We start from the raw sequence: 24,800 nt of genomic DNA on the forward strand, positions 1-24,800 counted from the left end.
TCTGCAAAACAACGCCGGGCATTGCCCGGCGTTCCTCTCAAGTGACTGCTAACCTGAATGGCAATGACATGTATTAACGGTTTGTTTGACGTTTTTTTCTCATTTGCCTCTCTACATTGCCAGCCAGCCAACATATGCAAATCATTCGCATTGAAACTCCCGCGAATGCTTGCCCATAACGTCTAAAAACAGGAGCAGCCCCGCCATGAGTCCATCCGTTCCGTCCTTTCTGAAACAGGCCGCGCTGGCGACCGCGCTGCTCGCTGCCGGGCAGGCCTTTGCTGCCGACTCCGTGGGCCTTGTTGTCTACAACGCCCAGCACGAAACCCTGACCAAAGCCTGGGTGGCCGGGTTCACTGAAGAAACCGGAATTCCGGTCACGGTGCGCAACGGCGATGACACGGAAATGGGCAATCAGATAGTGCAGGAAGGCGCGGCGTCGCCGGCGGATGTGTTCCTGACGGAAAACTCCCCGGCCATGGTGCTGGTGGACAATGCCAAGCTGTTCGCACCCATAGCTCCGGCCACTCTTGAGCAAGTCGACGCGGCGTATCGCCCGGCCCACGGCCAATGGGTCGGCATCGCCGCACGCTCCACGGTGTTCGTCTACAACCCGGCCAAACTGCCGGAGAAAGACCTGCCCAAATCCCTGATGGATCTGGCAAGCCCGGCCTGGAAAGGTCGCTGGGCCGCGTCACCTGCCGGTGCGGATTTCCAGGCCATCGTCGCCGCCGTGCTGGAGCAGAAAGGCGAAGCCGCCACCCTCGAATGGCTCAAAGGCATGAAAGCCAACTTCACCGCCTACCGTGGTAACAGCTCGGTGCTCAAAGCGGTGAACGCCGGGCAAGTCGACAGCGGCGTGATCTACCACTATTACGCTTTCGTCGATCAGGCCAAGACCGGCGAAAACAGCAAGAACACTGCCCTGCACTACTTCAGGCATCAGGATCCGGGTGCCTTCGTGAGCATTTCCGGTGGTGGCGTGCTGGCTTCCAGCAAACACCAGGAAGACGCGCAGAAATTCCTCCAATACATCACCGGCAAGCAGGGCCAGGAAGTGCTGCGCACCGGCAACTCTTTTGAATACGCCGTAGGCAAGGACGCCGGTTCCAACCCGAAACTGGTGCCGTTGAAGGATCTGGACGCGCCGAAAGTCGATGCATCAAAGCTCGACAGCAAGAAAGCCGTCGAGTTGATGACCCAGGCAGGACTGCTGTAATTGATGCCCGAACCTCTGCCCGCGGAGATCGCTGCGGCGCCCTCCGCCAACCTGTCACGCAGAACCCGCGCCCTCAACGGGCGTGGGAGTCCGTGGGTGGTCGTGCTCGCGATTGCGGTGTCGCTGCTTTCGCTGCTGCCGATTGCGTTTGTGATCGGCGTGTCGTGGTACACCGGGTGGGCGACCATAGAAGCGCTGGTCTTTCGTCCTCGAGTGGCCGAACTGTTGATCAACACCGTGCTGTTGGTGGTGATCACCTTGCCGATCTGCATCGTGCTCGGGATCACGCTGGCCTGGCTGACCGAACGCACCGACCTGCCGGGGCGACGGCTGTGGTCATTGCTGGCCGTCGCGCCGCTGGCGGTGCCGGCCTTCGTGCACAGCTACGCGTGGGTCAGCCTGATTCCGTCGATCAATGGATTGCCGGCCGGGGTGCTGGTGTCGGTGATCGCCTATTTTCCGTTCCTCTATCTGCCGATTGCCGCGACGTTGCGCCGCCTCGATCCGGCGATTGAAGACGTCTCCGAATCCCTGGGCCTCAGGCCGTGGGCAGTGTTTTTTCGGGTGGTACTGCCGCAATTGCGTCTGGCGATCTGCGGCGGTGCGTTGCTGGTCGGTCTGCACTTGCTGGCGGAATATGGCCTGTACGCGATGATCCGCTTCGACACCTTCACCACGGCGATATTCGACCAGTTCAAATCCACCTTCAACGGCCCGGCCGCCAACATGCTCGCCAGCGTTCTGGCGTTGTGTTGCCTGGCGATGCTGACGGTCGAGTCGAGTGCCCGAGGGCAGGCGCGATACGCCCGCGTCGGTTCCGGCAGTGCCCGCGAACAACGCACCGTGCGTTTGCGTCGGAGCACCGCGATGCTGGGTCTGTGTCTGCAAACCCTGACCTGTCTGCTGGCGCTAGGCGTACCGTTGCTGACTCTCGGCAAATGGCTGATCGCTGGCGGCGCCGAGGTCTGGCAAGGCACTGAGTTGTTGCCGGCGTTGCTGCAAACATTGTCGTTTGGCGTGGCCGGTGCACTTTTGACCAGCCTTGCGGCGATCCCGATTGCGTGGCTGTCGATCCGCGCTCCCGGCAAGCTGCAACGCCTGCTCGAAGGCTGCAACTACATCACCAGCGCACTGCCGGGAATCGTCGTGGCGCTGGCACTGGTGACCGTGACCATCCATTTCGCCCGACCGATCTACCAGACCACCATCACCGTGCTGCTGGCCTACCTGCTGATGTTTCTGCCCCGCGCGCTGGTCAGCCTGCGCGCCGGATTTGCACAGGCGCCGGTGGAGCTGGAAAACATCGCGCAAAGCCTCGGTCGCTCGCCCTTGCGCGCCTTGTGGCTGATCACCTTGCGTCTGGCGGCGCCCGGTGCGGCGGCGGGCGCGGCGCTGGTGTTTCTGGCGATCACCAATGAACTGACCGCGACCCTGCTGCTCGCGCCCAACGGCACGCGCACCCTGGCCACCGGTTTCTGGGCCATGACCAGCGAAATCGACTACGCCGCCGCAGCGCCTTACGCGCTACTGATGGTCTTGTTGTCGCTGCCGCTCACGGCCATCCTCTATCACCAATCCAGGCGCAGTGCCGGCCGATGAACGCTCTCGATATCATTTCCCTAAGCAAAGCCTTTGGCGCGCAAACGGCGCTGGACAATATCTGCCTCTCCGTCCCGACTGGCAGCCGCACGGTGATCGTCGGTCCCTCGGGCTCCGGCAAGACCACCCTGTTGCGGATGATCGCCGGATTCGAATTCCCCGACGCCGGCAGCCTCACGCTCAATGGCCAGACCCTGGTCGACAGCACCCACGCCGTGCCCGCGTACCAACGGCAGATCGGTTATGTGCCGCAGGATGGCGCGCTGTTCCCGCACATGACCGTGGCCGGCAATATCGGCTTCGGGCTAACGGACGTCGGCAATGCCCGGACCGAGCGCATCCTCGCGTTGATGGACAGCGTATCCCTGAATGCCAACATGGCCACGCGCTGGCCTCACGAGCTGTCCGGCGGCCAGCAACAGCGGGTGTCGCTCGCCCGGGCACTGGCCCAGCAACCGCGCTTGATGCTGCTGGACGAGCCGTTTTCCGCGCTCGACACCGGTCTGCGCGGCGCCATGCGCAAAATGGTCGCGCGCCTTCTGGAAGACGCCGGTGTAACCACGATTCTGGTGACCCACGATCAGAGCGAAGCGCTGTCGTTCGCCGATCAACTGACCGTCATGCGCGACGGCCGGCTGGTGCAGTCGGGTCACCCGATGGACCTCTACCGTTACCCCGACGATGAGCAGACTGCGCGTTTTCTCGGCGAGGCGGTGGTCATGCCCGCACAAATTGAAGCCGGCTGGGCGCTTTGCGATCTGGGCCGGATCCCGGTCGCAAGCAACGGTTTTTGTGGTGACGCGCAGATCATGTTGCGCCCCGAACAGTTGCAGTTGTCTGATGCCGATGAAGCCCACACCTGCAATGCCGTGGTCACGGAACGTGATTTTGGCGGCAACACCTGCACCCTGACTGTCGAGCTGCACGCGCCGGCTCAACCGGCTTGCGGTCGCTCATTGCTGGTACGCAGCACGGGGATGCACGCGCCGCCGGCCGGCAGCGCGGTGCAACTGTCGGTCTCGGGACCGGCGCATGTGCTTTCGACGTCCTGACTACAGATCGAAGCTACAGGTCAAAGCGATCCACCGCGCGGCGCCGTTCGTTGTCGTCACGCACGTCATAGTTGGCGGTTGTCTGGATATTGCTGTGATGCGCCAGCTTCTGGGCAATCGACAGGTCATGCTCTTCGATCACCCGCGTAATGAATGAGCGGCGAAAATCATGGGGCATGATCTTCACCCCGACCTGGGTGCCGCGCTGGCGGGCGATGTAATAGATCGCGTGTTTGGTGATGCGCTCGCGGGTGATGTGGCTGCCGCGGCGAATGCGGTTGAACAGAAACGCGTCGTCGCTCTCGCCTTCCTTGAGTTCCGAACGTCGAAACTCCAGCCAGGCATTCAGTTTGGCGAACGCCCAGGCCGGTGCGTACTTGATCAGTTGTTTGTTGCCCTTGGCAGTGACGCTCAGACTGCGCTCGGTGAAATCCACCTGATTCAGGTCCAGATCCACCGACTCCGACTTGCGCATGCCGGTGCCGTACAACAGCGCAATCACCGCCGCATCGCGCAAACCTTGTGGTCGCGGATCGGCCGCGCAGACTTCCATCAGTTCATGAATCAGCGTGCGCTTCAGATTGCGCCCCTGAGACAGTCGCGTGCCGGCAATGCCTTTGACCGAGCGCATCTTCAATAGATGTTCCTGGCTGATAAGACTCATGCGCCAGGCTTCATTCATCACACCGCGAATAGCGTTTACATAGAGCGATGAAGTATTCGGCGCGTAGTCGTCTTCACGCAATGCCGCGACTAACGCAACGACATCTTCCGGTTGCAAGGCATGCCAGGGAATCTCTTCGACGTTCATGTCTTCGAAACCGAGGCGGTCGGCGGCATCTTGTAGAACATAACGCATGGTGAGCTGGCTGGAAGGAGCCAAACGCGCCAGATACACAGTCATCGGGTTGGTTTTCAGGGTGTCGGGGGATGCAACGGGTAAGTCAATCAAACGTCGGGCCTTGAGTAAAAGCAGTTCAACACAGCAACTAACAACTGCAACATTCTTAATATAAGCGGAACACTTCCGTAGGACTTTTCTACTAAAAACCGCGATAAACGGTAGAAGTCTGAACAGTGGCTGTATGGGCTTCAGATAAACGATTCGCCGACCGGTTTTTCATGTTCCTTTCACAAAAACGGGCATAACCTTAATTCCACTGAGTCCTGTGCCGGCGCTGCCCAACCTGCCGGGCAACGCCTGAAAAGTCAACCGAACCCGACGTTATGTCGTCTTGGCAACTTATTGATGCAAAGGATTTTTTCGCGTCTACGCTTTGATTGGATCCAATACTTCAGTGGATCTATTTCTTTTTTCTTTGCAATGAGGTGTGCATGAGTCAGGCGTTTCTCCCCTTCTCCCGCCCCAGTATCGGTGATGAAGAAATTGCCGCCGTGGAGCAAGTTCTGCGCTCCGGCTGGATCACCACCGGGCCGAAAAACCAGGCCCTCGAAGAACAGTTTGCCCAGTACGTCGGTTGCCGCCATGCCGTGGCACTTTCCTCGGCCACCGGTGCCATGCATGTAACTTTACTGGCGCTGGGAATCGGCCCTGGCGATGAAATCATCACCCCGTCGCAGACCTGGGTGTCCACCGCCAACATGATTTCCCTGCTCGGTGCCACGCCAGTGTTCGTCGATGTCGACCGCGACACCCTGATGACCAACGCTGCGCGCATCGAAGCCGCCATCACCCCGCGCACCAAAGCGATCATTCCCGTGCATTACGCCGGCGCCGCGTTCGACCTTGATCCGCTGTACGCGCTGGCCGACAAGCACGGCATCGCCGTGATCGAAGACGCCGCCCACGCCGCCGGCACCCGCTATAAGGGGCGCCACGTGGGTTCGCAAGGCACCGCGATCTTCTCGTTCCATGCGATCAAGAACATGACCTGCGCCGAAGGCGCGATGTTCGTCACCGACAACGAAGCCCTGGCCAGCCGCGTGCGCATGCTCAAATTTCACGGTCTGGGCGTCGATGCCTACGACCGTCTGACCCACGGCCGCAAACCCCAGGCCCAGGTGATCGAGCCCGGTTTCAAATACAACCTGGCCGACATCAACGCCGCGATTGCGCTGGTGCAACTGGAGCGTCTGGACGCGATCAACGCCCGTCGCACCGAACTGGCCACGCAATACCTGCAAAAACTCGAAGGCCTGCCGGTGCAACCACTGGCCGTACCGAAATACGCGCAACAGCACGCCTGGCACCTGTTCATCCTGCGCATCGACAGCGAACGCTGCGGGATGGACCGCGAAGCCTTCATGAAAGGTTTGCAGGATCAGGGCATTGGCACCGGCATTCACTTCATCGCCACTCACCTGCACACCTGGTATCGCCAGCGTGACCCGCAGCTGTCCCTGCCTGACACCGAGTGGAACTCGGCGCGGCTGTGCTCGATTCCCTTGTTTCCCGACATGACCGACCAGGATCTGGACCGGGTCGTCGGGGCCATTGAACACCTGATGGGGAAACGCCCGTGAGACCTTATCCGATTCATTGCGTGTCGATCGTCATCCCGGTCTACAACGAAGAAGACAGCCTGCCGGAACTGCTGCGCCGCACCCAGGCCGCCTGCCAGCAATTGCGTCACGACTACGAAATCGTGCTGGTCGACGACGGCAGCCGCGACGCCTCCGCGCAATTGCTCGAAGACGCCGCCTTGGTCGAGGACAGTCCGTTCGTGGCGGTCATCCTCAACCGCAACTACGGCCAGCACGCAGCAATCATGGCCGGTTTCGAACAGTGCAAGGGCGACGTTGTAATCACCCTCGACGCCGACCTGCAAAACCCGCCGGAAGAAATCCCGCGCCTGGTGGCCGAGGCCGAAAAAGGCTACGACGTGGTCGGCACTGTGCGCGGCAACCGTCAGGATTCGGCCCTGCGCCGCTATCCGTCGAAACTCATCAACCTCGCCGTGCAGCGCTCCACCGGCGTCGCCATGAGCGACTATGGCTGCATGCTGCGCGCTTACCGCCGCACCATCATCGACGCGATGCTCGCCTGTCGCGAACGCAGCACGTTCATTCCGATCCTCGCCAACAGCTTCGCCCGCCACACCACCGAAATCCCCGTGGCCCACGCCGAGCGCGAACACGGTGATTCGAAGTACAGCCCGATGCGCCTGATCAACCTGATGTTCGACTTGATCACTTGCATGACCACCACCCCGCTGCGTCTGTTGAGCATCGTCGGTTTCATCATGGCCGGGCTCGGCGTGCTGTTTGCCGCAGCACTGATCGTGATGCGCCTGGCCTTTGGCGCCGGATGGGCCGGCGATGGCCTGTTCGTGCTGTTCGCCGTGCTGTTCGTGTTCACCGGCGGCCAGTTCATCGGTATGGGCCTGCTGGGTGAATACCTGGGGCGCATGTACAGCGACGTGCGCGCCCGCCCGCGTTTCTTCATTGAAAAAGTCCTGCGCGGGCATCCCGCCACGCCGGCACCCGCCATCACCGTTGACGGCCTCACTTCCAACTCCACGTCTGATCAGGTTCTCTCATGAGTGCAAAAACCGTTGTCTTCGCTTACCACGATATTGGCTGCGCCGGCATTCAAGCCCTGCTCGACAGCGGCTACGACATTGCAGCGGTGTTCACTCACGCCGATGACCCGAAGGAAAACACCTTCTATGCCTCGGTCGCGCAACTGTGCGCCGACAAAGGCATCGCGGTGCACGCGCCGGAAGACGCCAACCACCCGCTCTGGATCGAACGTATCGCCAAAATCGATCCGGATTACATCTTCTCGTTCTACTACCGCAACCTGCTGAGCGAACCGCTGCTGGCCCTCGCCAAAAAAGGCGCATTCAACCTGCACGGTTCCTTGTTGCCGCGCTACCGTGGCCGCGCCCCGGCCAACTGGGTGCTGGTCAACGGTGAGACCGAAACCGGCGTGACCCTGCACCGCATGGTCAAACGTGCCGACGCCGGCGCCATCGTCGCCCAGCAGCGTGTCGCCATCGAGCGCGCCGACACGGCTCTGAGCCTGCACGGAAAATTGCGCACCGCCGCCAGCGATCTGCTGCGTGACGCCTTGCCGGCCATGCTCCAAGGCAAATTCACCGAGACTCCACAGGACGAATCGAAAGCCACGGTATTCGGTCGTCGCACCCCGGCAGACGGCAAACTGGTCTGGGCCAACCCGGCCGAGCAATTGTTCAACCTGGTTCGCGCCGTGACCCGCCCCTATCCGGGTGCGTTTTGTGCCGTGGGCGAGCACAAGCTGATCGTGTGGAACGCCGAAGTCGTCAAGGGCAATGAAGGCCAGGCGCCGGGCCGGGTCATCAGTGTCGATCCGCTGCGCATCGCCTGCGGTGAAGATTCGCTGGTGATCAACGCCGGCCAGCGCAACGACAACGGCCTGTACCTGAGCGGCCCGCAACTGGCCAATGAACTCGGCCTGGTGGATGGCTCGCTGTTGCGCGGTGCCGAGTCCGGCCGTGGGCCGCGCCGTACCCGGGTGCTGATCCTCGGCGTCAACGGTTTCATCGGCAACCATTTGTCCGAGCGTCTGTTGCGTGACGAGCGCTACGAAGTCTATGGCCTGGACATCGGCTCCGACGCCATCGACCGTCTGCGCAGCCACCCGCGTTTTCACTTCGTCGAAGGCGACATCAGCATTCACTCGGAGTGGATCGAGTACCACATCAAGAAATGCGACGTGGTCCTGCCGCTGGTGGCCATTGCCACGCCGATCGAATACACGCGCAACCCGCTGCGGGTGTTCGAGCTCGACTTCGAAGAAAACCTGAAACTGGTGCGCTACTGCGTCAAATACAACAAGCGCGTGATCTTCCCGTCGACCTCGGAAGTCTATGGCATGTGCCAGGACAAGCACTTCGACGAAGACAGCTCGAACCTGATCGTCGGCCCGATCAACAAGCAGCGCTGGATCTACTCGGTGTCCAAGCAACTGCTAGATCGGGTGATCTGGGCCTACGGCGCCAAGGGTCTGAACTTCACCCTGTTCCGTCCCTTCAACTGGATGGGCCCACGCCTTGACCGTCTGGATTCGGCGCGCATCGGCAGTTCCCGCGCCATCACCCAATTGATCCTCAATCTGGTGGAAGGCACGCCGATCCGACTGTTCGACGGCGGCGAGCAGAAACGCTGCTTCACCGACATCGCCGATGGCGTCGAGGCGCTGGCGCGGATCATCGATAACGACAACGACGTCTGCAACGGCCAGATCATCAACATCGGCAACCCGGACAACGAAGCCAGCATTCGCCAGTTGGGCGAAGAGCTGCTACGCCAGTTCGAAGCTCACCCGTTGCGTTCCAACTTCCCGCCGTTCGCCGGTTTCCGCGACGTGGAAAGCAAGGCGTTCTACGGCGCCGGTTACCAGGACGTCGAGCACCGCAAACCGAGCATCGCCAACGCCAAGCGCCTGCTGGACTGGACGCCGACCGTGGAAATGCGCGAGACCATCGGCAACACGCTGGATTTCTTCTTGCGTGAGGCAATGGCCGAAATCGAGAGCAAGCGTTAATGCAGGCCGGTTTGCGCATCGACGTCGACACCTTTCGCGGCACCCGCGAAGGCGTGCCGCGCTTGCTGGAAATCCTCGATGAAGCGCAGATCAAGGCGACGTTTTTCTTCAGTGTCGGCCCGGACAACATGGGCCGGCATCTGTGGCGCCTGATCCGCCCGCAGTTCCTCTGGAAGATGCTGCGCTCCAACGCCGTCGGCCTCTACGGCTGGGACATCCTGCTGGCCGGCACCGCCTGGCCGGGCAAACCGATCGGTCGCGACCTCGGACACCTGATGCGTCAGGCCCGGGCCGCCGGCCACGAAGTCGGCCTGCACGCCTGGGATCACCACGGCTGGCAGGCCAATGCCGGGCGCTGGAGCGATGCGCAACTGATCGAGCAGATCCGCCAGGGCGTCGACACCTTGAGCGACATTCTGGGTGAAAAAGTCACCTGTTCGGCCGCCGCCGGCTGGCGTGCGGACGAGCGTGTGATCGAAGCCAAGCAGGCCTTCGGCTTTCGCTACAACAGCGATTGCCGTGGGCAGCGGCTGTTTCGTCCGTTGCTGGCCGATGGTTCGGTCGGGGCGCCGCAGATTCCGGTGGACTTGCCGACCTTCGATGAAGTGGTCGGGCCGAGTGTGGCGGCGAAGGATTTCAACGCCTTCATCCTCGACCGGTTCCGCCCGGACAACCTCAACGTCTACACCATTCACGCCGAAGTAGAAGGGATTCTGATGGCCGAAGATTTTCGTCAATTGCTGGCCGATGCACGCCAGCGAGATATCCGGTTCCAGCCTCTGGGCGATCTGTTGCCCGAGTTTCTCAACACCCTGCCGGTCGGCCGCGTGCAACGTGGCGCCCTCGAAGGTCGCGAAGGCTGGCTGGGAGTGCAAGGCGCATGAGCAAACGCTGGGCATTGCCGCTGTTGCTGGGGATTTTCCTGCTGGCCTATCTGCTGCCGCTGGGCAGTCACGGTTTGTGGATTCCCGATGAAACCCGTTACGCGCAAATCAGCCAGGAGATGCTGCTGAGCGGTAACTGGGCATCACCGCACTTCATGAGTCTGCGTTATTTCGAAAAACCGGCGGCCGGTTACTGGATGATCGCCCTCGGGCAGGCCGTGTTCGGGCAGAACCTGTTCGGCGTGCGTTTCGCCTCGGCGCTGAGCACCGGGCTGAGCGTGCTGCTGTGCTTCCTCATCGCCCGCCGCTTGTGGAACGAGCCGCGCAAAAGCTTCGTCTGCGCCCTGCTCTACATGAGTTTCACCATCGTCGCCGGCCAGGCCGGTTACGCCAACCTCGATCCGCAATTTACCTTCTGGGTCAATCTGAGTCTGGTGGCGCTGTGGTTTGCGCTCGACAGCCGCTCCAACGGCCAGCGCATGGTCGGTTGGGCGGTGCTGGGACTGGCGTGCGGCATGGGGTTTATGACCAAGGGCTTTCTCGCCTGGCTGCTGCCGGTGCTGATCGCCTTGCCGTGGATGCTCTGGCAAAAGCGCTGGAAGGAGTTGCTGTTCTACGGCCCGGTGGCCATCGCGGTGGCGATCATCGTCAGCCTGCCGTGGGTGTTGGCGGTTCACAGTCAGGAACCGGATTACTGGCGATTCTTCTTCTGGCACGAACACATCCGTCGTTTTGCCGGCGACGATGCCCAGCATGACGCGCCATGGTGGTTCTACCTGCCGCTATTGGTGGCATTCAGTCTGCCGTGGGTCGGCATGCTGCCGGTGGCGTTGAAACAGGCGTGGCACACCCGCCGCGAAACCAGCATCGCGTTTCTCGGCCTGTGGCTGCTGATGCCGCTGCTGTTTTTCAGTCTGAGCAACGGCAAACTGCCGACTTACATCCTGCCGTGCCTGCTGCCGCTGGCGTTGTTGATGGGCCATGCGCTGGCTGATCGCTTGCGCCTGGAGCAAGGTCGGGCGCTGGGCCTCAATGGCCTGCTGAACCTGTTGCTGGGCGTGGTCACGCTGATTGCACTGGTTTACGTGCAACTCAAACGCCCGCTGTACGACCACGAACTGCACAGTCTGGTACTGGTGTTCATCGCGTTGATCGGCTGGATCATCAGCAACCTGCTGCAAGCGTTCCGGCCGTTGCAGTGCTGGGCCGCACCCGCGCTCGGCAGCCTGCTGTTCATCGCGATACTGCCGGCCGCGTTGCCCAAGTCCGTGGTGGCCAACAAAACCCCGGATCAATTCATCCTGCATCACATGGACGAACTGGCCGACACCACACAACTGTTGAGCAACGACCTGGGGGCGGCCTCGGCCCTGGCCTGGCGCCTGAAACGCCCGCAAGTCGCGTTGTACAACACGATAGGCGAATTGAAATATGGCCTGGCCTATCCTGACGGCATTCAACAGCGGGTCGATCCCGACCGGGTGCAACAGTGGATGCGCGAAGCCCGCAAGACCGGTCCGGTCGGCGTGGTGATGCGGGTCAAGGGGCAAGACGAACTGGACGAACTCGACAGACTGCCCAAGGACGGCGTTCGGTATGAACAAGGCAATCTGGTGATCATGATCCTGCCCAAGGAGGTGTCATGAGCCTGTTGCTGCTGTTGGCCGCGTGCCTGCTGACCTGCCTGGGCCAGGTCGCGCAGAAATACGCCGTGGAGAGCTGGCGCGGCGTCGATTCGACCTGGGCCGAAAAACTGCGCTCGCCCTGGCTGTGGCTGGCGCTGTTCGCCCTCGGCGCCGGCCTGCTGGTCTGGCTGCTGGTGTTACAGAGGCTGCCGGTCGGCATTGCCTACCCGATGCTCAGTCTCAATTTCGTGGTCATTACGCTGATTGCCCGCTTTGTGTTCCGCGAAGCGGTCGATGGCCGCCACTGGTTCGGTGTCGCGCTGGTGCTCGGCGGCGTGGCGCTGCTGGGGCAACACACATGAACCAGCGCCGTGGAATCGCTTACGCCCTCACCAGTGTCGGGCTGGTCAGTGCTGCCCAACTGGGCATGCGCTGGAGCATGACGCGCCTGCCCGCCCCCGATCAGTGGCTGACGCTGACCCATATCGACCTGTCGGCGCTGACCGTGGTGCTGGCGGCGATCTTCGCCTATGCGCTGTCGATGCTCTGCTGGCTGCTCGCCCTGCGCGATCTTCCGCTGGGCCGGGCCTACTCGCTGCTGAGCATCAGCTATGCGCTGGTATACCTGCTGGCGGCCAGCCTGCCGCTGTTCAACGAAACCTTCAGTTTTTCCCGTTCGCTGGGCGTGGCGCTGGTCATGCTCGGCGTCATCACCATTAACAGTCGTCCCGTTCAAGCGCCCGAACTCAGGAGTTCGCCATGAAAATCACAGTATTTGGTAGCGGTTATGTTGGCCTGGTGCAGGCCGCCGTGCTGGCCGAAGTCGGCCATGACGTGGTGTGCATGGACATCGACGAGAAAAAAGTCGAGCTGTTGCGCGAGGGTCACGTCAGCATCTTCGAGCCGGGGCTGGCCAGTCTGGTCCGCGAAGGCCTGGACGCCGGACGCCTGCAATTCACCTGCGATGAAAAACTCGCGGTGCAGCACGGCAAAGTCGCGTTCATCGCTGTCGGCACCCCGTCGAAAGAAGATGGCTCGGCCGACTTGCGTTACGTGTTGTCAGTGGGCGACGCGGTGGCCCGCCATCGTGAGCAGGCACTGATTCTGGTGGAGAAATCCACCGTGCCCGTCGGCACCGGCGACACCTTGCGCACCCATCTGGACAAAGCGCTGGTCAAGGCCGGGCGCCTGTTGCAGTTCGATATCGTGTCCAACCCGGAATTTCTCAAGGAAGGCTCGGCGGTCGCCGATTGCCGCCGGCCGGACCGGATCGTCATCGGCTGCGAGCGTGAAGAAGTGCGCGACGTGATGCGTGACCTGTACTCGCCGTTCAACCGCAACCACGACCGCATCATGTTCATGGACCTGCGCAGCGCCGAGCTGACCAAGTACGCCGCCAACTGCATGCTGGCGACCAAGATCAGTTTCATCAACCAGATCGCCGAGCTGGCCGAACACCTGGGGGCAGACATCGAATCGGTGCGCCAGGGCATCGGGGCCGACAGCCGAATCGGTTACCACTTCATCTATCCCGGTTGCGGTTACGGCGGTTCGTGCTTCCCCAAAGACATGCGTGCCCTGATTCACAGTGCCGAAGAGGCACACTGTTCCAGCGACTTGCTGCAAGCCGTGGAAGCGATCAACCAGCGGCAGAAACACAAGTTGTTCGAACGCATCAACGCGTTCTACAAGGGCGACCTGCGCGGCAAGACGTTCGCGCTGTGGGGGCTGGCGTTCAAACCGAACACCGACGACATGCGCGACGCGCCGAGCCGGGTCTTGCTGGAGTCGCTGTGGGCCGCCGGCGCCAACGTACGCGCGTTCGACCCGGAAGCGATGCAGGAAACCCAGCATCTGTACCCGGACGAAACGAAGCTGATGCTGATGGGCACACCCGAATCGGTACTGGCCGGTTCCGACGCGCTGATCATCTGCACCGAATGGCAGCAGTTCAAGGCACCGGACTTTGACCTGATTCAGCAACGCTTGAAAGCCCCGGTGATCTTCGACGGCCGCAACCTGTACGACGCCGAACGCCTGGCCCGTAACGGCTTCCATTACTTCCCGATGGGCCGGGGTGAGTCGCGCACCTTGCCGATTCCGTTGCAGCAATGGCCGCACACCTCGGACGTCGCTTGATCACGTTGTCCCCTGCCATCCGCCGGCAGTCCCTGTTCGCAGGGCTGCTGGCGCTTTTGCTGTTCATCGCCGGGGTATACGGACAGGCGCCCATCGGTTTCGATTCGCGGTTTGTGTTGTTCGCCCAGGAAATGCTGCGCCACGGGCCCAGTGTTTTTCCCACGACCTACGGCGAGCCGTACGCCGATTACCTGTCGACGTCGACAGTGTTCATCTGGCTGTTGTCGTTGCCGTTCGGGACGGTCAACAGCCTGACGGCCTGGTTGCCGAGCGCGGTCGCCGGAGCAGTCACCGTGACGTTGATGTATCGCTTGCTCGCGCCCTCATCCGTGCGCTGGGCGGTGGTCAGCATCGCGTTGCTGATGCTCACCAGCACCTTCATCACCGAGACCCGCGCCGTCTCGCAAGACGCGATGCTCGCCGCCGTAGCGCTGGCGGTATTTTATCTCGGCTATGCCCATGACCACTTCGGTGCCGGTCGACGCTGGCCATTGGTGTTCGTTTTGCTATTGCTGGGATTCGGCATTCGCGGGCCGATCGGTCTGGTGGTGCCGACCGGCATGCTGTGCACCTATTACCTGATCAACCGACAATGGTCACGGCTATTGTTGTTCGGGGTGCTGGCGTCGGGGCTGCTCATCGCCTGCGTGGTGGTATTGCTCTGGCTGGCGGACCTCAGCGGTGGCCCCGCATTCCGTCAGGACGTGATTCGCATGCAATTCATGGGGCGCATGGACGGCAGCGAAGGCGTCAGTGGTTCGCTGTATTACTTCACCAGCTCGCTGGGCAACTACGCGTTGGCCTACCCATTGGCATTGCTGGCGCTGGCAGCCGCGTGGCTGAGCAAACCGCAGCAACGCGGTCCGGCCTTGCAACTGGTGAAATACTGCGCCGCGGCTGGGTTGATCGTGATAATCGGGCTGTCGATCCCGCAGGCGAAAAAGGCCCGTTACCTGCTGCCGATGCTGCCCATGGCGGCGATCATCGCGGCGTATCCGTTTCAGGTATTGCATGGCCGGGTGTTTGCCTGGCTGCGTGTTGGTATGCAGGGGCTCTGGCTGCTGATTCCGGGACTGCTGATCGTGGTTTTGTTGTGGGCCGAACGCCGGTTTCCCGAAACCGCGACAGACTTGACGCTGATTCTGATTGTATTGGGTACGTTGCAACTGGTGGCGCTGTCGCGGCTGATCTTCGTGCGCTGGCGTGCGGAAATACTGGCGCTCAGTGCGGTTCTGGCAGTGTGGTCGGTGTATGCACTGGTGTTCGAGCCCGTGGAGCGTCAGCTCTACGACACCCGCACTTTCAGTCGCGCCGTGTTTGCGCAGGTCCGGCAAAACCCTGCGCCGCTGGTGCTCCATGGCATGGGCAAGGACGCCAAGGCAATCAAGTTCATGGTCAATATCGAGCAGGATCTGCAACCGCTGTTCACCGAAACCACGCAAGAGCTCGAAGCACTCAAAGGTCCGGCATGGTTGATGATGGATCGCAGCGACATGCACGCCTTGCAAGGAACGTCACTGGGGTCATTGCAACCGGTATTGAGCGGTCGTTTCGATAAAAACGATTATGTGTTGCTGTGGCTGGCGCCTTAACCTTCGTGACATGTATTCGACAAGGACAGCTGCACCATGACTTTTACCGTGCGAGCGGCCCGTGCGGCCGACGCCACCGCCCTCCCCGCCATCGAGCAATCCGCCGCTGAACTGTTTCGCCGCGATTCTTCACTGAACTGGCTGGCAGATGCCGCCGTGCCGCAAGCATTGGAGCATTTGCCCGCCATTGAACGGGGCGAACTGTGGGTTGCGGAAAACAACGACGGGCAACTTGCAGGTTTTTTAAGGGCGTTGACTGTCGACCAACAGTTGCACATTGAGGAACTGTCCGTCAGCCAACACTTTCAGGGCCGGGGCGTCGGTCGCAAGTTACTGTTGGCGGCGATTGAACAGGCGCGTCTGTGGCAACTTCGGGCGGTGACGCTGACGACCTTTCGAGATCTGCCGTGGAATGCGCCGTTTTATCAACGCATGGGTTTTGCGCTATTGAGCGCCGAGGATACCGGCGCACGTCTGAACCATGTTTTGCGCGATGAAATCGCTCACGGATTACCTGGCGAGCGCCGCTGCGCCATGCGCCTGGTCATCACGCCGACGCCTTGAGATCAACGCCCAGCGCCTGGGCGAACGCCTTGACCAGCGGACTGCGCACGGTGTTGTGGCGCAGGATCAGATTGAACGGCGTAGAGATATTGATCCGCTCCGGCAGCACCGCGCGAAATTGCCCTGCCGCCACCAGCGTGGCGGCGTAATGCCGGGGTAGAAATCCTACGAAACGCCCGGTCTTGATCAGCAGCGCCACGGCTTCGACCTGGGTCGCGGAAGCTGAAAAACTGTCGTAGCGAGCGAAGTTCAGCTTGTCGCGGTGGATCGCATAGCGGTGGTTGATGCACTCGTATTCCTGCAGCACATCAATGCTCATTTGCGTCTCGGGCAGGTCGAACAGCGGATGTCCAACGGCGCAGTACACCTCCGAACGTTCCTCGTACAACGGGTAATAATCGAACTCTTCGCGGCGTTGATAAACCGGAACAATACCGGCAACTAAACGACCTTCCACGACGCCTCTTTCAACTTCATCCAGTTGTGTTGCCTGAAGTTGAAACCTTACTTTAGGCGATTCTTCATTGATCCTTTTAAGCGCCGCAACTAACGGCGAACTTTCATCACTGATCGTATTATCAATAACACCCACACCAAGATCACCGATAAGTTCGTTCTGCGCCGAACTAAGCCGGTCGCGAAAGTTGTCGACCGAAGCAAACAGATCAATCGACGCCTGATACACCAGGCGTCCCTCTTCGGTCAGGTGAAACCCTTCCCGACCTCGGGTGCACAGGCGCATGCCGATACGGATTTCCAGGTCGGAAATCTGTTTACTGATGGCCGCCAGGCCCACATTCAGCTCGTTTTGCGCCGCGCTGAAGCCGCCGGCTTCGACCACCGCCTTGAACACCTTGAGCAGTTTGAAATCCAGTCCACTGAGGGCCAACGGCGCTCGATGAGCCGTTTTCAGCGGCGGGTTTCCGGAATTGGAAAGTGGGGTTTCCATAATGCTGATTTACCTCTGGCGCAATGTTCAACAATCTGTGTCCAACAACAAAAACATCGCCGGCTAATAATAATGATCACAGAAAACCAGCCTTGGCAACCGCCAGAAAATCCCGAACATCAGTGCCAACTCACTGATCGCCAAACATTAAAAGCTGACACTTCGATCAGCTCTTGTCTCTTTGCAACTGCCCTCTTGAAAACTGCTTTGGCCTGATTCTGTCTGCTGCGTCTGTCCACTAATTGGCCGGCGCGATTTTCAGGGCCCAGCACACCAATTTCAGTTCGCGTTACCGACGAGGAAAACAACAAATGTCTCAAACCACCGACCGTCTCTGGGGTGCCCGTTTCAAAAGCGGCCCGTCCGCAGCCCTGGCGGCCCTGTCCCGTTGCCCCGAGCGCTATTTCCGCCTGACGCCGTACGATCTGGCCGGCTCCAAGGCCCACGCCGGGGAACTGCAACGTGCCGGCCTGCTCGACGAGCAGGAAACCCGCACGATGATCGAAGCCCTGGACGGCATCGGTGCCGATTTCGCTGCCGGGCGCATCGCCCCGACGCTGGACGACGAAGACGTCCACACCTTCATCGAACGCCTGCTGACCGAACGCCTCGGCGCACTGGGCGGCAAGCTGCGCGCCGGCCGTTCGCGCAACGACCAGACCGCTAACGACCTGCGCTTGTTCCTGCGTGATCACGTGCGCACCCTGGCCGTGGAAGTGCTGGCCCTGCAAACGGCGCTGGTGGATCAGGCCGAGCAGCACGTCGAGAGCATCTGCCCGGGTTTCACCCACTTGCAGCAGGCGCAACCGATCGTGTTCGCCCATCACTTGCTGGCCCACGCCCAATCGATGTTGCGTGACGTGCAGCGCCTGGTGGATTGGGACACGCGCACTTCGCTGTCACCCCTCGGCGCTGCAGCCATGGCCGGTTCCGCCATCGCTCGCCAGCCGCAGCAATCGGCCAAGGAAATGGGCTACGCCGGGGTCTGCGAAAACTCCATCGACGCCGTGGCCAGCCGCGATCACGTCGCCGAATTTCTGTTCATCGCCAGCATGCTCGGGATCAACATCTCGCGCCTGGCCGAAGAGTTCTGCCTGTGGTCGTCGCGCCAGTTCCGCTGGGTCGACCTGGACGACGCCTACGCCACCGGCAGTTCGATCATGCCGCAGAAGAAAAACCCCGACATCGCCGAACTGGCCCGGGGCAAGGCTGGGCGTCTGATCGGCAACCTGACCGGCCTGCTGTCGACGCTCAAATCCCTGCCGCTGTCGTACAACCGCGACCTCAGCGAAGACAAGAACGGCGTGCTCGACAGCGTCGACACCCTGCTGCTGGTGCTACCGGCCATGGCCGGGATGGTCGCGACCATGACCGTCAACGTCGAGGAACTGCGCCGTCAGGCGCCACTGGGTTTCACCCTCGCCACCGAAGTCGCCGACTGGCTGGCAGTGCGCGGCGTGCCGTTCAAGGAGGCCCACGAAATCACCGGGGCGCTGGTGCAAGCCTGCGAAAAACACGACCTCGAATTGTGGGAAGCCTCGCCGGCATTGCTGGCCGAGATCGACCCGCGTCTCACGGCAGACGTGCGTGACAGCCTGACCCTGGAAGCCGCCATCGCCGCCCGCAGCGGCTGGGGCGGCACCGCGCCGCAACAGGTGCGCGAGCAGATCGGCCGCCTGAAAACCGCCCTCGCCGCGCAGCAACAGTGGACCGAAAACTACCAGGGCTTCCGCCTCTAACGGCCATGGCACATAACCTTGTGGGAGCGAGCTTGCTCCGGGCGGCGTTCCGACGAATGCGGTGTGTCATTCAACCTCGATGTCGCCTGACACGGCCTATTCGCGAGCAAGCTCGCTCCCACAGTGATCGTGTTGGATTTGAAAGTACAGTTCGGAGAAACACCATGAGCCAGACTCAGGCAGAACGACTCCAGGCGGAGCGTAAACTGGCGGAAAACCAGTTCGACATTACCCAGTACCAGCATGTGCCACGGCGCTATTACGGGCGGATCTTCTTCGCCACCGTGATCGTCATCGCGATCATCGGTCTGGTGCGGGCCTTCGCCGAAGGCAAGATCGAATGGTCGTACATCGGCCAGTTCCTCACTTCCGAAGCGATCATGTGGGGCCTGTTCAACACGATCATCATGGCCGTGCTGGCCATGGCGCTGGGCATCGTGTTCGGGGTGATCACCGCGATCATGCGCATGTCGGCCAACCCGATCCTGCGCTACGTGGCTGTCACCTACACCTGGCTGTTTCGCGGTACGCCACTGATTCTGCAACTGCTGTTGTGGTTCAACCTGGCGCTGATTTTCCCCACCATCGGCATCCCCGGCCTGTTCCAGGTCGACACTGTCAGCCTGATGACACCGTTCGTGGCCGCCCTGCTCGGTTTGAGCATCAACCAGGGCGCCTACACCGCCGAAGTGGTGCGCGCCGGCCTGCTGTCGGTGGACACCGGCCAGTACGAAGCAGCCAAGTCGATCGGCATGCCGCGCCTGCAGGCGCTGCGCCGGATCATCCTGCCCCAGGCCATGCGGATCATCATTCCGCCGGTGGGCAACGAATTCATCGGCATGGTGAAAATGACCTCGCTGGCGAGCGTCATCCAGTACTCGGAACTGCTCTACAACGCCCAGAACATTTACTACGCCAACGCCCGGGTCATGGAGCTGCTGATCGTCGCCGGTATCTGGTACCTGGCCACCGTCACCGTCCTGTCCTTTGGTCAAAGCCGTCTGGAGCGTCGTTTCGCTCGCGGCGCCGGCAAGCGTTCTTGAGGAGTCCGTCATGAGAAGCATCGTCAAGGCCGTGAGCCTGAACAAATATTACGACCAGTACCACGCGCTCAAGGACATCAATATCGAGGTCGAGCAAGGCGAAGTGCTGTGCATCATCGGCCCGTCCGGCTCGGGCAAGAGCACCCTGCTGCGCTGCGTCAACCAGCTGGAAAAGATCGACAAGGGCGGCCTCTGGGTCGACGGCGAACTGGTCGGCTACCGCGTGGTCGGGCACAAGCTGCACGAACTCAACGAGTCGCAGATCGCCCGCCAGCGCCTGGCCACCGGCATGGTGTTCCAGCGTTTCAACCTGTTCCCGCACATGACCGTGCTGCAAAACATCATCGAAGGCCCGTGCCAGGTGCTCAAGCGTTCGCCCAAGGAGGCGCACGAAGAAGCCCTGGAACTGCTGGCCCGGGTCGGCCTGGCCGACAAACGCAACAGCTACCCGATTGAACTGTCGGGCGGTCAGCAGCAACGGGTGGCGATTGCCCGCGCGCTGGCCATGCGACCCAAGCTGATGCTGTTCGATGAACCCACTTCGGCACTCGACCCGGAACTGGTCGGTGAGGTGCTGTCGGTGATGCGCGATCTGGCGCAGACCGGCATGACCATGATCGTCGTCACCCATGAACTGGGCTTCGCCCGGGAGGTTTCCAACCGCATGGTGTTCATGGACGGCGGGCAGATCGTGGAGGCTGGAAGCCCCGAAGAAATACTAATAAGTCCGCAAAACCCGCGCACCCAAAGCTTCATTTCTGCCGTTCGAACCTGAGGCCCCTTTGGCCTTCACAACACTCATAAGAGAACGTCCATGAAGAACTTCGTCATTCCAGCAGTACTCACCTCCCTCATGTCTTGCGGTTTCGCCGTGGCCGCCGAGTTGCCGGCCAGCATCAAGGAGAAAGGCGAGATCGTCGTCGCGATCATGCCCAACTATCCGCCGATGGATTTCAAGGACCCGGCCACCAACAAGCTCACCGGCCTTGACTACGACCTGGGCAACGCCCTGGCCGAACGCCTCGGGGTGAAGATCAAGTGGCAGGAAACCGGCTTCGAGCAAATGATCAACGCCCTGACCACCGACCGCGTGGACATGGTCCTGTCGGGCATGACCGACACCGCCGAGCGTCAGGCCAGCGTGACCTTCGTCGACTACTTCACCAGCGGCCCGCAGTTCTACACCTTGCAGAAGAACGCCGCGACCAACGAGATCATCGACCTGTGCGGCAAGAAAGTCGGCACCAGCCGCCGCACCACCTTCCCGGCGGAAATCGCCGCGTGGAGCAAGGAAAACTGTGAAGCGGCCGGCAAACCTGCGATCAACGTGATCGGCACCGAAGGCTCGGCCGACGCCCGTGCGCAACTGCGCCAGAGCCGCATTGATGCGGCGATGCAGGGCAGCGAAACCCTGTCGTACCTCAAGACCCAGGAAAAGGACATGTACAAAACGGTCGGCCAGCCGATCTCCGTGCAGTTCACCGGGCTGGGGGTGAGCAAGAAGAAGCCTGAGCTGAGTGAAGCGGTGAAGGTGGCGTTGCAGAGCATGGTGGATGACGGCAGCTATAACGCGATCCTGAAGAAGTGGGATCTGGAGCTGGGTGCGATCAAGGATGTGACAATTAACGCCGGCAAGTAATTGGTTCCTCTGTGGGAGCGAGCTTGCTCGCGAAGTCAGTGTGTCATTCACCAGAGATGTCGACTGACATGGCCTCATCGCGAGCAAGCTCGCTCCCACAGGTACAGCGTACGTCCCTACATGTGTGGAGCGCCCAATGCTCAGTTCACCCCAACCCACCTGGCCCGACCAGCACAAAGCCTGCCTCGCCCTGGCCTTCGACCTCGACGGCCCGACCGGCGATGCCATGCTCAACAACTCGATCTGGCACAAACCCGAATACTTCGGCTTCGGCGGCTACGGCCCCTACCGTGCCCTGCCGCGCCTGCTCGATCTGCTCGACGCCTTCAAGATCCCGACCACTTTCTTCGTCCCCGCGTGGGTCGTGGAGAACTGGCCGAAACAATGCCAGGCCATTGTCGAGCGCGGTCATGAAGTCGCCTACCACGGCTACAAGCACGAATCCTTCTACGCCCTGACGCTGGACCAGCAGCAGGCCGTGATGAACAAATCCCGCGACGTCTTCTGGCAATACCTGCACATCCGCGCCGAAGGCTTTCGCACCCCGTCCGGTGACTGGCGCGCTGAAACCCCGGCGATGCTGGCAGACAACGGCGTCATCTATTCCAGCAGCATGCGCGGCGATGATCGCCCGTATCTGGTCAACGTCCCCGGCCACGACACTCCGCTGGTGGAAATCCCCGGCCGCTGGGAAATGGACGACTACGCCTCCCTCGCCTACACCCGCGCACCGAACTTCCCGTCCGGGCTAGACCGCACCGCCAGCTACGAGCTGACCCTCGACAACTGGCAACGCGAGTACGACGGCGCGATGGATCAAGGCCTGTGCCTGACCACCCTGTTCCACCCGAAAATCACCGGCAAGCCGGGGCGCATCCTGTTGCTGGAGAAACTCTTCGAACACATGCGCCAGCGCGATGACGTGTGGTTCGCCACGTGCCGCGACGTCGCTCGCTGGTGGCTGAAGGAGCATCACCATGGCTGACGCTGACAACCTCTGGCCCGCCGGCAAACGCTGCGCGGTGGTGCTGACCGTCGACTACAACGACATCCACGGCATTCTCACCCAGGCCCCGGAAGTCGCCGGGCGTGACAAGACGCTATCGGTGTGGCGCTACGGCACGCAACGCGGCGTCGAGCGATTGCTCGGCCTGTTCAGGGAACTCGGGGTGCGCAGCAGCTGGTTCGTGCCCGGCATCGTTGCCGAGGAAAATCCGCAGCACATCGCCGCGATTCAGGCTGACGGGCATGAAATCGCCTGCGCCGGCTACCGCCATCAGGATTACGACACGCTGGATCTGGTGGCGCAGAGCGCGGATGTCGCCAAGGGTTGTGCAGCGCTGGAAGCCCTGACCGGTGTGCGTCCAACTGGCTTCCGGATTCCTGCGGGCAACGGCGCGCCGGGCTTCATCGAAGCCTTGAAAGATCACGGCATTCGCTGGTCGTCATCATGGCGTGGTGATGACCTGCCGTTCTTGCACCCGACCGCACCCGAAGTGGTCGAGTTGCCGCTGCACTACGAACTGGAAGACGAGCCCTATTTCGCCTTCAACCTGAGCCCGGCCGTGCCGCCGGCACAATCGCGAATCGCCTCCTACAGCCACACCCTGGGCAACCTGCAAATGGACTTCGCCGGATTCCACCGCTTCGGCCTGTGCTACGTGCTGCGCCTGCACCCGGAAATCATCGCCACGCCCGGACGCATCGGCGTGCTGCGGGAATTGCTGCAAGGCATTCAGCAGCACGACGACGTGTGGATCGCCACCGGCGCCGAAGTCGCGCAGTGGTGGGCGCAGACGGCGGCGCCGGTTGCGCAGGATCATCCGGCGTCAGTGTATGAGCGCCATTATCGGGACTACCTCGTATGACGGAACGCATGCAGCGGCTGGCGCAGTTTTGCGTCGAGACCCGGTTTGAAGACCTGCCACTGGCTTTAGTGGAACAGGCCAAGCGACACATTCTCGACACCTTCGGCGCGGCGCTGGTCGGGGCCGGCAGTGCGGTGGCGCTTCAAGCGCGGCAAGTGTTCGGCGCAGAGCCCGGCACTGCGCTGGTCTGGGGTTCGTCGCTACGCGTCGGCGCGGGGCATGCGGCCTTGCTCAACGGCATCGCCGCCCATGCGCTGGAACTGGACGACACCGGCGGTTGCGATCATTCCGGTGCGGTGGTGTTGCCGGCGGTGATGGCCGCGCTGTCGCTGGTGGATCGACCGGTGGACGGTCGCGAGTTCATCACCGCCGTGGTCATCGGCTACGAAATCGGCCGGCGGGTGCTGGAAGCCTGCGGCAGTTATTCGGCCCACAACGGCGCTGGTTGGCACTCGACCGCCACCTGCGGTGTGTTCGGCGCGGCGGCGGCCTGTGCGCGGATCTTTGCGCTGGATGTCGGGCAAACCGTGTCGGCGCTGGGCATCGCCGGCAGTTTCAGCGGTGGGTTGTGGGCGTTCATTCATGACGGTTCGCAAAGCAAGAAACTGCACAGCGGACGCGCCGCCGAAGGCGGTTTGCTCGCGGCGCGTTTCGCTCGCGAAGGTGTCAGCGGGCCGTCGGTGCTGTTCGAGGATGTCTGGGGTGGATTTCTCAAGACTCTGGCGCCGGGCAGCGCGCAGCCGGATGCGCTGGATGCTGATTTGGGATGGGTCTGGAAACTCGCGCGCTGTTCGATCAAGCCCTACGCCGCGTGCCGTGGCACCCATTCGGCCATCGATGCGCTCGGCTTTTTGCTGGAGCAATTGCAGGTCGGCGCGGATCAGGTGGAAGACGTCCAGGTGAACCTGTGCGGGTTTCTGCTCGACATGTGCGGCAGTCGCGATACCCGCAGCCTCGCGGCCGCACAGATGAGTCTGCCCTACGCCCTCGCTGCGCGGCTGGTGCACGGGCATTGCCGGCTTGAGGCTTACGATGAACAGCCACGCAACGATCCGCGCATCGCTCACTGGCTGACGTGCATTCGCCTTGAAGTGGATGAGCGACTGTCGGAGGATGGCGAACCGGTGGTCGTTGTGCGAACCCGCGATGGGCGTCAGGCGAGTCTGTGTGTCGAGGTACCGCTGGGGGCGCCGGGCAATCCGTTGAGCGAGGCGGCGCTGGAGGAGAAGTTTTTCAGTCTGGCGTTGCGGGTATTGGCGCAGGGAAAGGCTGAAGGCTTGCTCGATCAACTGCGGCGGCTCGAGACGCTGGATTCGGTGGGCGGTCTGGAACGGTGGCTGATGGAATGAATGTGTCGTTTGAACTGGCCTCATCGCGAGCGGGCTCGCTCCCACATT

General features: G+C 61.6%; 22 protein-coding genes. 20 read left to right on the forward strand and 2 right to left on the reverse strand.

What is annotated here, in order from left to right:
• The first annotated feature begins 205 nt into the window (after positions 1–205).
• From N8H71_RS02950 to N8H71_RS02960, 3 genes are read left to right on the forward strand one after another with little or no spacing between them, the layout of a single operon-like run.
• On the forward strand, positions 206–1,219 hold the full coding sequence (locus N8H71_RS02950; protein WP_262192766.1) for an iron ABC transporter substrate-binding protein: 1,014 nt from the start codon (positions 206–208) through the stop codon (positions 1,217–1,219).
• 3 nt (positions 1,220–1,222) lie between these two features.
• On the forward strand, positions 1,223–2,818 hold the full coding sequence (locus N8H71_RS02955) for an ABC transporter permease (protein WP_262192767.1): 1,596 nt from the start codon (positions 1,223–1,225) through the stop codon (positions 2,816–2,818).
• Positions 2,815–3,870, forward strand: coding sequence for an ABC transporter ATP-binding protein (locus N8H71_RS02960; protein ID WP_262192768.1), 1,056 nt, complete (start codon positions 2,815–2,817; stop codon positions 3,868–3,870). Before N8H71_RS02955 ends, N8H71_RS02960 begins: the two co-directional genes overlap by 4 nt.
• A gap of 13 nt (positions 3,871–3,883) precedes the next feature.
• Here N8H71_RS02960 and N8H71_RS02965 read toward each other — a convergent pair whose 3' ends face one another.
• The gene (locus N8H71_RS02965; RefSeq protein ID WP_262192960.1) at positions 3,884–4,774 is read right to left on the reverse strand and encodes a site-specific integrase; all 891 of its coding nucleotides are present in this window, start codon (positions 4,772–4,774) and stop codon (positions 3,884–3,886) included.
• A gap of 431 nt (positions 4,775–5,205) precedes the next feature.
• Here N8H71_RS02965 and arnB point away from each other — a divergent pair, with 431 nt between their 5' ends.
• Genes arnB through N8H71_RS03015 form a run of 10 tightly spaced genes read left to right on the forward strand, consistent with a single transcriptional unit; the run spans position 5,206 to position 16,165 of the window.
• A complete protein-coding gene (arnB, locus tag N8H71_RS02970; RefSeq protein WP_262192770.1) occupies positions 5,206–6,354 on the forward strand; it encodes a UDP-4-amino-4-deoxy-L-arabinose aminotransferase in 1,149 nt (382 codons plus the stop codon).
• A complete protein-coding gene (gene arnC, locus N8H71_RS02975) occupies positions 6,351–7,373 on the forward strand; it encodes an undecaprenyl-phosphate 4-deoxy-4-formamido-L-arabinose transferase (protein ID WP_262192771.1) in 1,023 nt (340 codons plus the stop codon). The genes arnB and arnC overlap by 4 nt, the downstream gene beginning before the upstream one ends.
• Positions 7,370–9,361: a bifunctional UDP-4-amino-4-deoxy-L-arabinose formyltransferase/UDP-glucuronic acid oxidase ArnA gene (gene arnA / locus N8H71_RS02980; protein ID WP_262192773.1), complete on the forward strand. Its 1,992-nt coding sequence runs from the start codon at positions 7,370–7,372 to the stop codon at positions 9,359–9,361. Before arnC ends, arnA begins: the two co-directional genes overlap by 4 nt.
• Positions 9,361–10,245 carry a 4-deoxy-4-formamido-L-arabinose-phosphoundecaprenol deformylase gene (gene arnD / locus N8H71_RS02985; RefSeq protein ID WP_262192774.1) on the forward strand — a complete coding sequence of 295 codons (885 nt, stop codon included), beginning with the start codon at positions 9,361–9,363 and terminating at the stop codon, positions 10,243–10,245. Before arnA ends, arnD begins: the two co-directional genes overlap by 1 nt.
• Complete coding sequence (gene arnT / locus N8H71_RS02990; RefSeq protein WP_262192775.1) at positions 10,242–11,891, forward strand: lipid IV(A) 4-amino-4-deoxy-L-arabinosyltransferase; 1,650 nt, start codon at positions 10,242–10,244, stop codon at positions 11,889–11,891. The genes arnD and arnT overlap by 4 nt, the downstream gene beginning before the upstream one ends.
• Complete coding sequence (gene arnE, locus N8H71_RS02995) at positions 11,888–12,232, forward strand: 4-amino-4-deoxy-L-arabinose-phosphoundecaprenol flippase subunit ArnE (RefSeq protein WP_262192777.1); 345 nt, start codon at positions 11,888–11,890, stop codon at positions 12,230–12,232. The genes arnT and arnE overlap by 4 nt, the downstream gene beginning before the upstream one ends.
• Positions 12,229–12,633, forward strand: coding sequence for a 4-amino-4-deoxy-L-arabinose-phosphoundecaprenol flippase subunit ArnF (gene arnF, locus N8H71_RS03000; protein WP_262192778.1), 405 nt, complete (start codon positions 12,229–12,231; stop codon positions 12,631–12,633). Before arnE ends, arnF begins: the two co-directional genes overlap by 4 nt.
• Positions 12,630–14,009, forward strand: coding sequence for a UDP-glucose dehydrogenase family protein (locus N8H71_RS03005; protein ID WP_262192780.1), 1,380 nt, complete (start codon positions 12,630–12,632; stop codon positions 14,007–14,009). The genes arnF and N8H71_RS03005 overlap by 4 nt, the downstream gene beginning before the upstream one ends.
• Entirely contained in the window at positions 13,982–15,601 is a 1,620-nt protein-coding gene (locus tag N8H71_RS03010) for a glycosyltransferase family 39 protein (RefSeq protein WP_262192781.1), read from the forward strand. Before N8H71_RS03005 ends, N8H71_RS03010 begins: the two co-directional genes overlap by 28 nt.
• 36 nt (positions 15,602–15,637) lie before the next feature.
• The gene (locus tag N8H71_RS03015; RefSeq protein WP_262192782.1) at positions 15,638–16,165 is read left to right on the forward strand and encodes a GNAT family N-acetyltransferase; all 528 of its coding nucleotides are present in this window, start codon (positions 15,638–15,640) and stop codon (positions 16,163–16,165) included.
• On the opposite strand, the gene N8H71_RS03020 is transcribed toward N8H71_RS03015, so the two are convergent.
• A complete protein-coding gene (locus N8H71_RS03020; RefSeq protein WP_262192783.1) occupies positions 16,149–17,114 on the reverse strand; it encodes a LysR family transcriptional regulator in 966 nt (321 codons plus the stop codon). The two genes, N8H71_RS03015 and N8H71_RS03020, sit on opposite strands and share 17 nt — an antisense overlap.
• A 311-nt stretch (positions 17,115–17,425) precedes the next feature.
• On the opposite strand from N8H71_RS03020, the gene argH reads away from it, so the two are divergent.
• The 7 genes from argH to N8H71_RS03055 all read left to right on the forward strand — a co-directional run bounded on the left by argH (position 17,426) and on the right by N8H71_RS03055 (position 24,752).
• The gene (gene argH / locus N8H71_RS03025) at positions 17,426–18,853 is read left to right on the forward strand and encodes an argininosuccinate lyase (protein ID WP_007951286.1); all 1,428 of its coding nucleotides are present in this window, start codon (positions 17,426–17,428) and stop codon (positions 18,851–18,853) included.
• A gap of 164 nt (positions 18,854–19,017) precedes the next feature.
• Positions 19,018–19,896: an amino acid ABC transporter permease gene (locus N8H71_RS03030; RefSeq protein WP_262192784.1), complete on the forward strand. Its 879-nt coding sequence runs from the start codon at positions 19,018–19,020 to the stop codon at positions 19,894–19,896.
• A gap of 10 nt (positions 19,897–19,906) precedes the next feature.
• The gene (locus N8H71_RS03035; protein ID WP_007951284.1) at positions 19,907–20,671 is read left to right on the forward strand and encodes an amino acid ABC transporter ATP-binding protein; all 765 of its coding nucleotides are present in this window, start codon (positions 19,907–19,909) and stop codon (positions 20,669–20,671) included.
• 39 nt (positions 20,672–20,710) lie between these two features.
• Entirely contained in the window at positions 20,711–21,535 is an 825-nt protein-coding gene (locus N8H71_RS03040; protein WP_085603455.1) for an ABC transporter substrate-binding protein, read from the forward strand.
• 136 nt (positions 21,536–21,671) lie between these two features.
• The gene (locus tag N8H71_RS03045; RefSeq protein ID WP_262192786.1) at positions 21,672–22,520 is read left to right on the forward strand and encodes a polysaccharide deacetylase family protein; all 849 of its coding nucleotides are present in this window, start codon (positions 21,672–21,674) and stop codon (positions 22,518–22,520) included.
• A complete protein-coding gene (locus N8H71_RS03050) occupies positions 22,513–23,403 on the forward strand; it encodes a polysaccharide deacetylase family protein (protein WP_262192787.1) in 891 nt (296 codons plus the stop codon). The genes N8H71_RS03045 and N8H71_RS03050 overlap by 8 nt, the downstream gene beginning before the upstream one ends.
• Complete coding sequence (locus N8H71_RS03055) at positions 23,400–24,752, forward strand: MmgE/PrpD family protein (RefSeq protein ID WP_262192788.1); 1,353 nt, start codon at positions 23,400–23,402, stop codon at positions 24,750–24,752. The genes N8H71_RS03050 and N8H71_RS03055 overlap by 4 nt, the downstream gene beginning before the upstream one ends.
• Positions 24,753–24,800 lie beyond the last annotated feature (48 nt).

This window comes from Pseudomonas koreensis, assembly GCF_025447595.1.
Classification (GTDB): Bacteria; Pseudomonadota; Gammaproteobacteria; order Pseudomonadales; family Pseudomonadaceae; genus Aquipseudomonas; species Aquipseudomonas koreensis_H.

Excerpts from the sequence above, each read along its gene's own strand:
- N8H71_RS02950 (WP_262192766.1), top strand. The coding sequence starts at position 206 with ATGAGTCCATCCGTTCCGTCCTTTCTGAAACAGGCCGCGCTGGCGACC.
- N8H71_RS02955 (WP_262192767.1), top strand. The coding sequence starts at position 1,223 with ATGCCCGAACCTCTGCCCGCGGAGATCGCTGCGGCGCCCTCCGCCAAC.
- N8H71_RS02960 (WP_262192768.1), top strand. The coding sequence starts at position 2,815 with ATGAACGCTCTCGATATCATTTCCCTAAGCAAAGCCTTTGGCGCGCAA.
- N8H71_RS02965 (WP_262192960.1), bottom strand. The coding sequence starts at position 4,774 with ATGACTGTGTATCTGGCGCGTTTGGCTCCTTCCAGCCAGCTCACCATG.
- arnB (WP_262192770.1), top strand. The coding sequence starts at position 5,206 with ATGAGTCAGGCGTTTCTCCCCTTCTCCCGCCCCAGTATCGGTGATGAA.
- arnA (WP_262192773.1), top strand. The coding sequence starts at position 7,370 with ATGAGTGCAAAAACCGTTGTCTTCGCTTACCACGATATTGGCTGCGCC.
- arnD (WP_262192774.1), top strand. The coding sequence starts at position 9,361 with ATGCAGGCCGGTTTGCGCATCGACGTCGACACCTTTCGCGGCACCCGC.
- arnT (WP_262192775.1), top strand. The coding sequence starts at position 10,242 with ATGAGCAAACGCTGGGCATTGCCGCTGTTGCTGGGGATTTTCCTGCTG.
- arnE (WP_262192777.1), top strand. The coding sequence starts at position 11,888 with ATGAGCCTGTTGCTGCTGTTGGCCGCGTGCCTGCTGACCTGCCTGGGC.
- arnF (WP_262192778.1), top strand. The coding sequence starts at position 12,229 with ATGAACCAGCGCCGTGGAATCGCTTACGCCCTCACCAGTGTCGGGCTG.
- N8H71_RS03005 (WP_262192780.1), top strand. The coding sequence starts at position 12,630 with ATGAAAATCACAGTATTTGGTAGCGGTTATGTTGGCCTGGTGCAGGCC.
- N8H71_RS03010 (WP_262192781.1), top strand. The coding sequence starts at position 13,982 with ATGGCCGCACACCTCGGACGTCGCTTGATCACGTTGTCCCCTGCCATC.
- N8H71_RS03015 (WP_262192782.1), top strand. The coding sequence starts at position 15,638 with ATGACTTTTACCGTGCGAGCGGCCCGTGCGGCCGACGCCACCGCCCTC.
- N8H71_RS03020 (WP_262192783.1), bottom strand. The coding sequence starts at position 17,114 with ATGGAAACCCCACTTTCCAATTCCGGAAACCCGCCGCTGAAAACGGCT.
- argH (WP_007951286.1), top strand. The coding sequence starts at position 17,426 with ATGTCTCAAACCACCGACCGTCTCTGGGGTGCCCGTTTCAAAAGCGGC.
- N8H71_RS03030 (WP_262192784.1), top strand. The coding sequence starts at position 19,018 with ATGAGCCAGACTCAGGCAGAACGACTCCAGGCGGAGCGTAAACTGGCG.
- N8H71_RS03035 (WP_007951284.1), top strand. The coding sequence starts at position 19,907 with ATGAGAAGCATCGTCAAGGCCGTGAGCCTGAACAAATATTACGACCAG.
- N8H71_RS03040 (WP_085603455.1), top strand. The coding sequence starts at position 20,711 with ATGAAGAACTTCGTCATTCCAGCAGTACTCACCTCCCTCATGTCTTGC.
- N8H71_RS03045 (WP_262192786.1), top strand. The coding sequence starts at position 21,672 with ATGCTCAGTTCACCCCAACCCACCTGGCCCGACCAGCACAAAGCCTGC.
- N8H71_RS03050 (WP_262192787.1), top strand. The coding sequence starts at position 22,513 with ATGGCTGACGCTGACAACCTCTGGCCCGCCGGCAAACGCTGCGCGGTG.
- N8H71_RS03055 (WP_262192788.1), top strand. The coding sequence starts at position 23,400 with ATGACGGAACGCATGCAGCGGCTGGCGCAGTTTTGCGTCGAGACCCGG.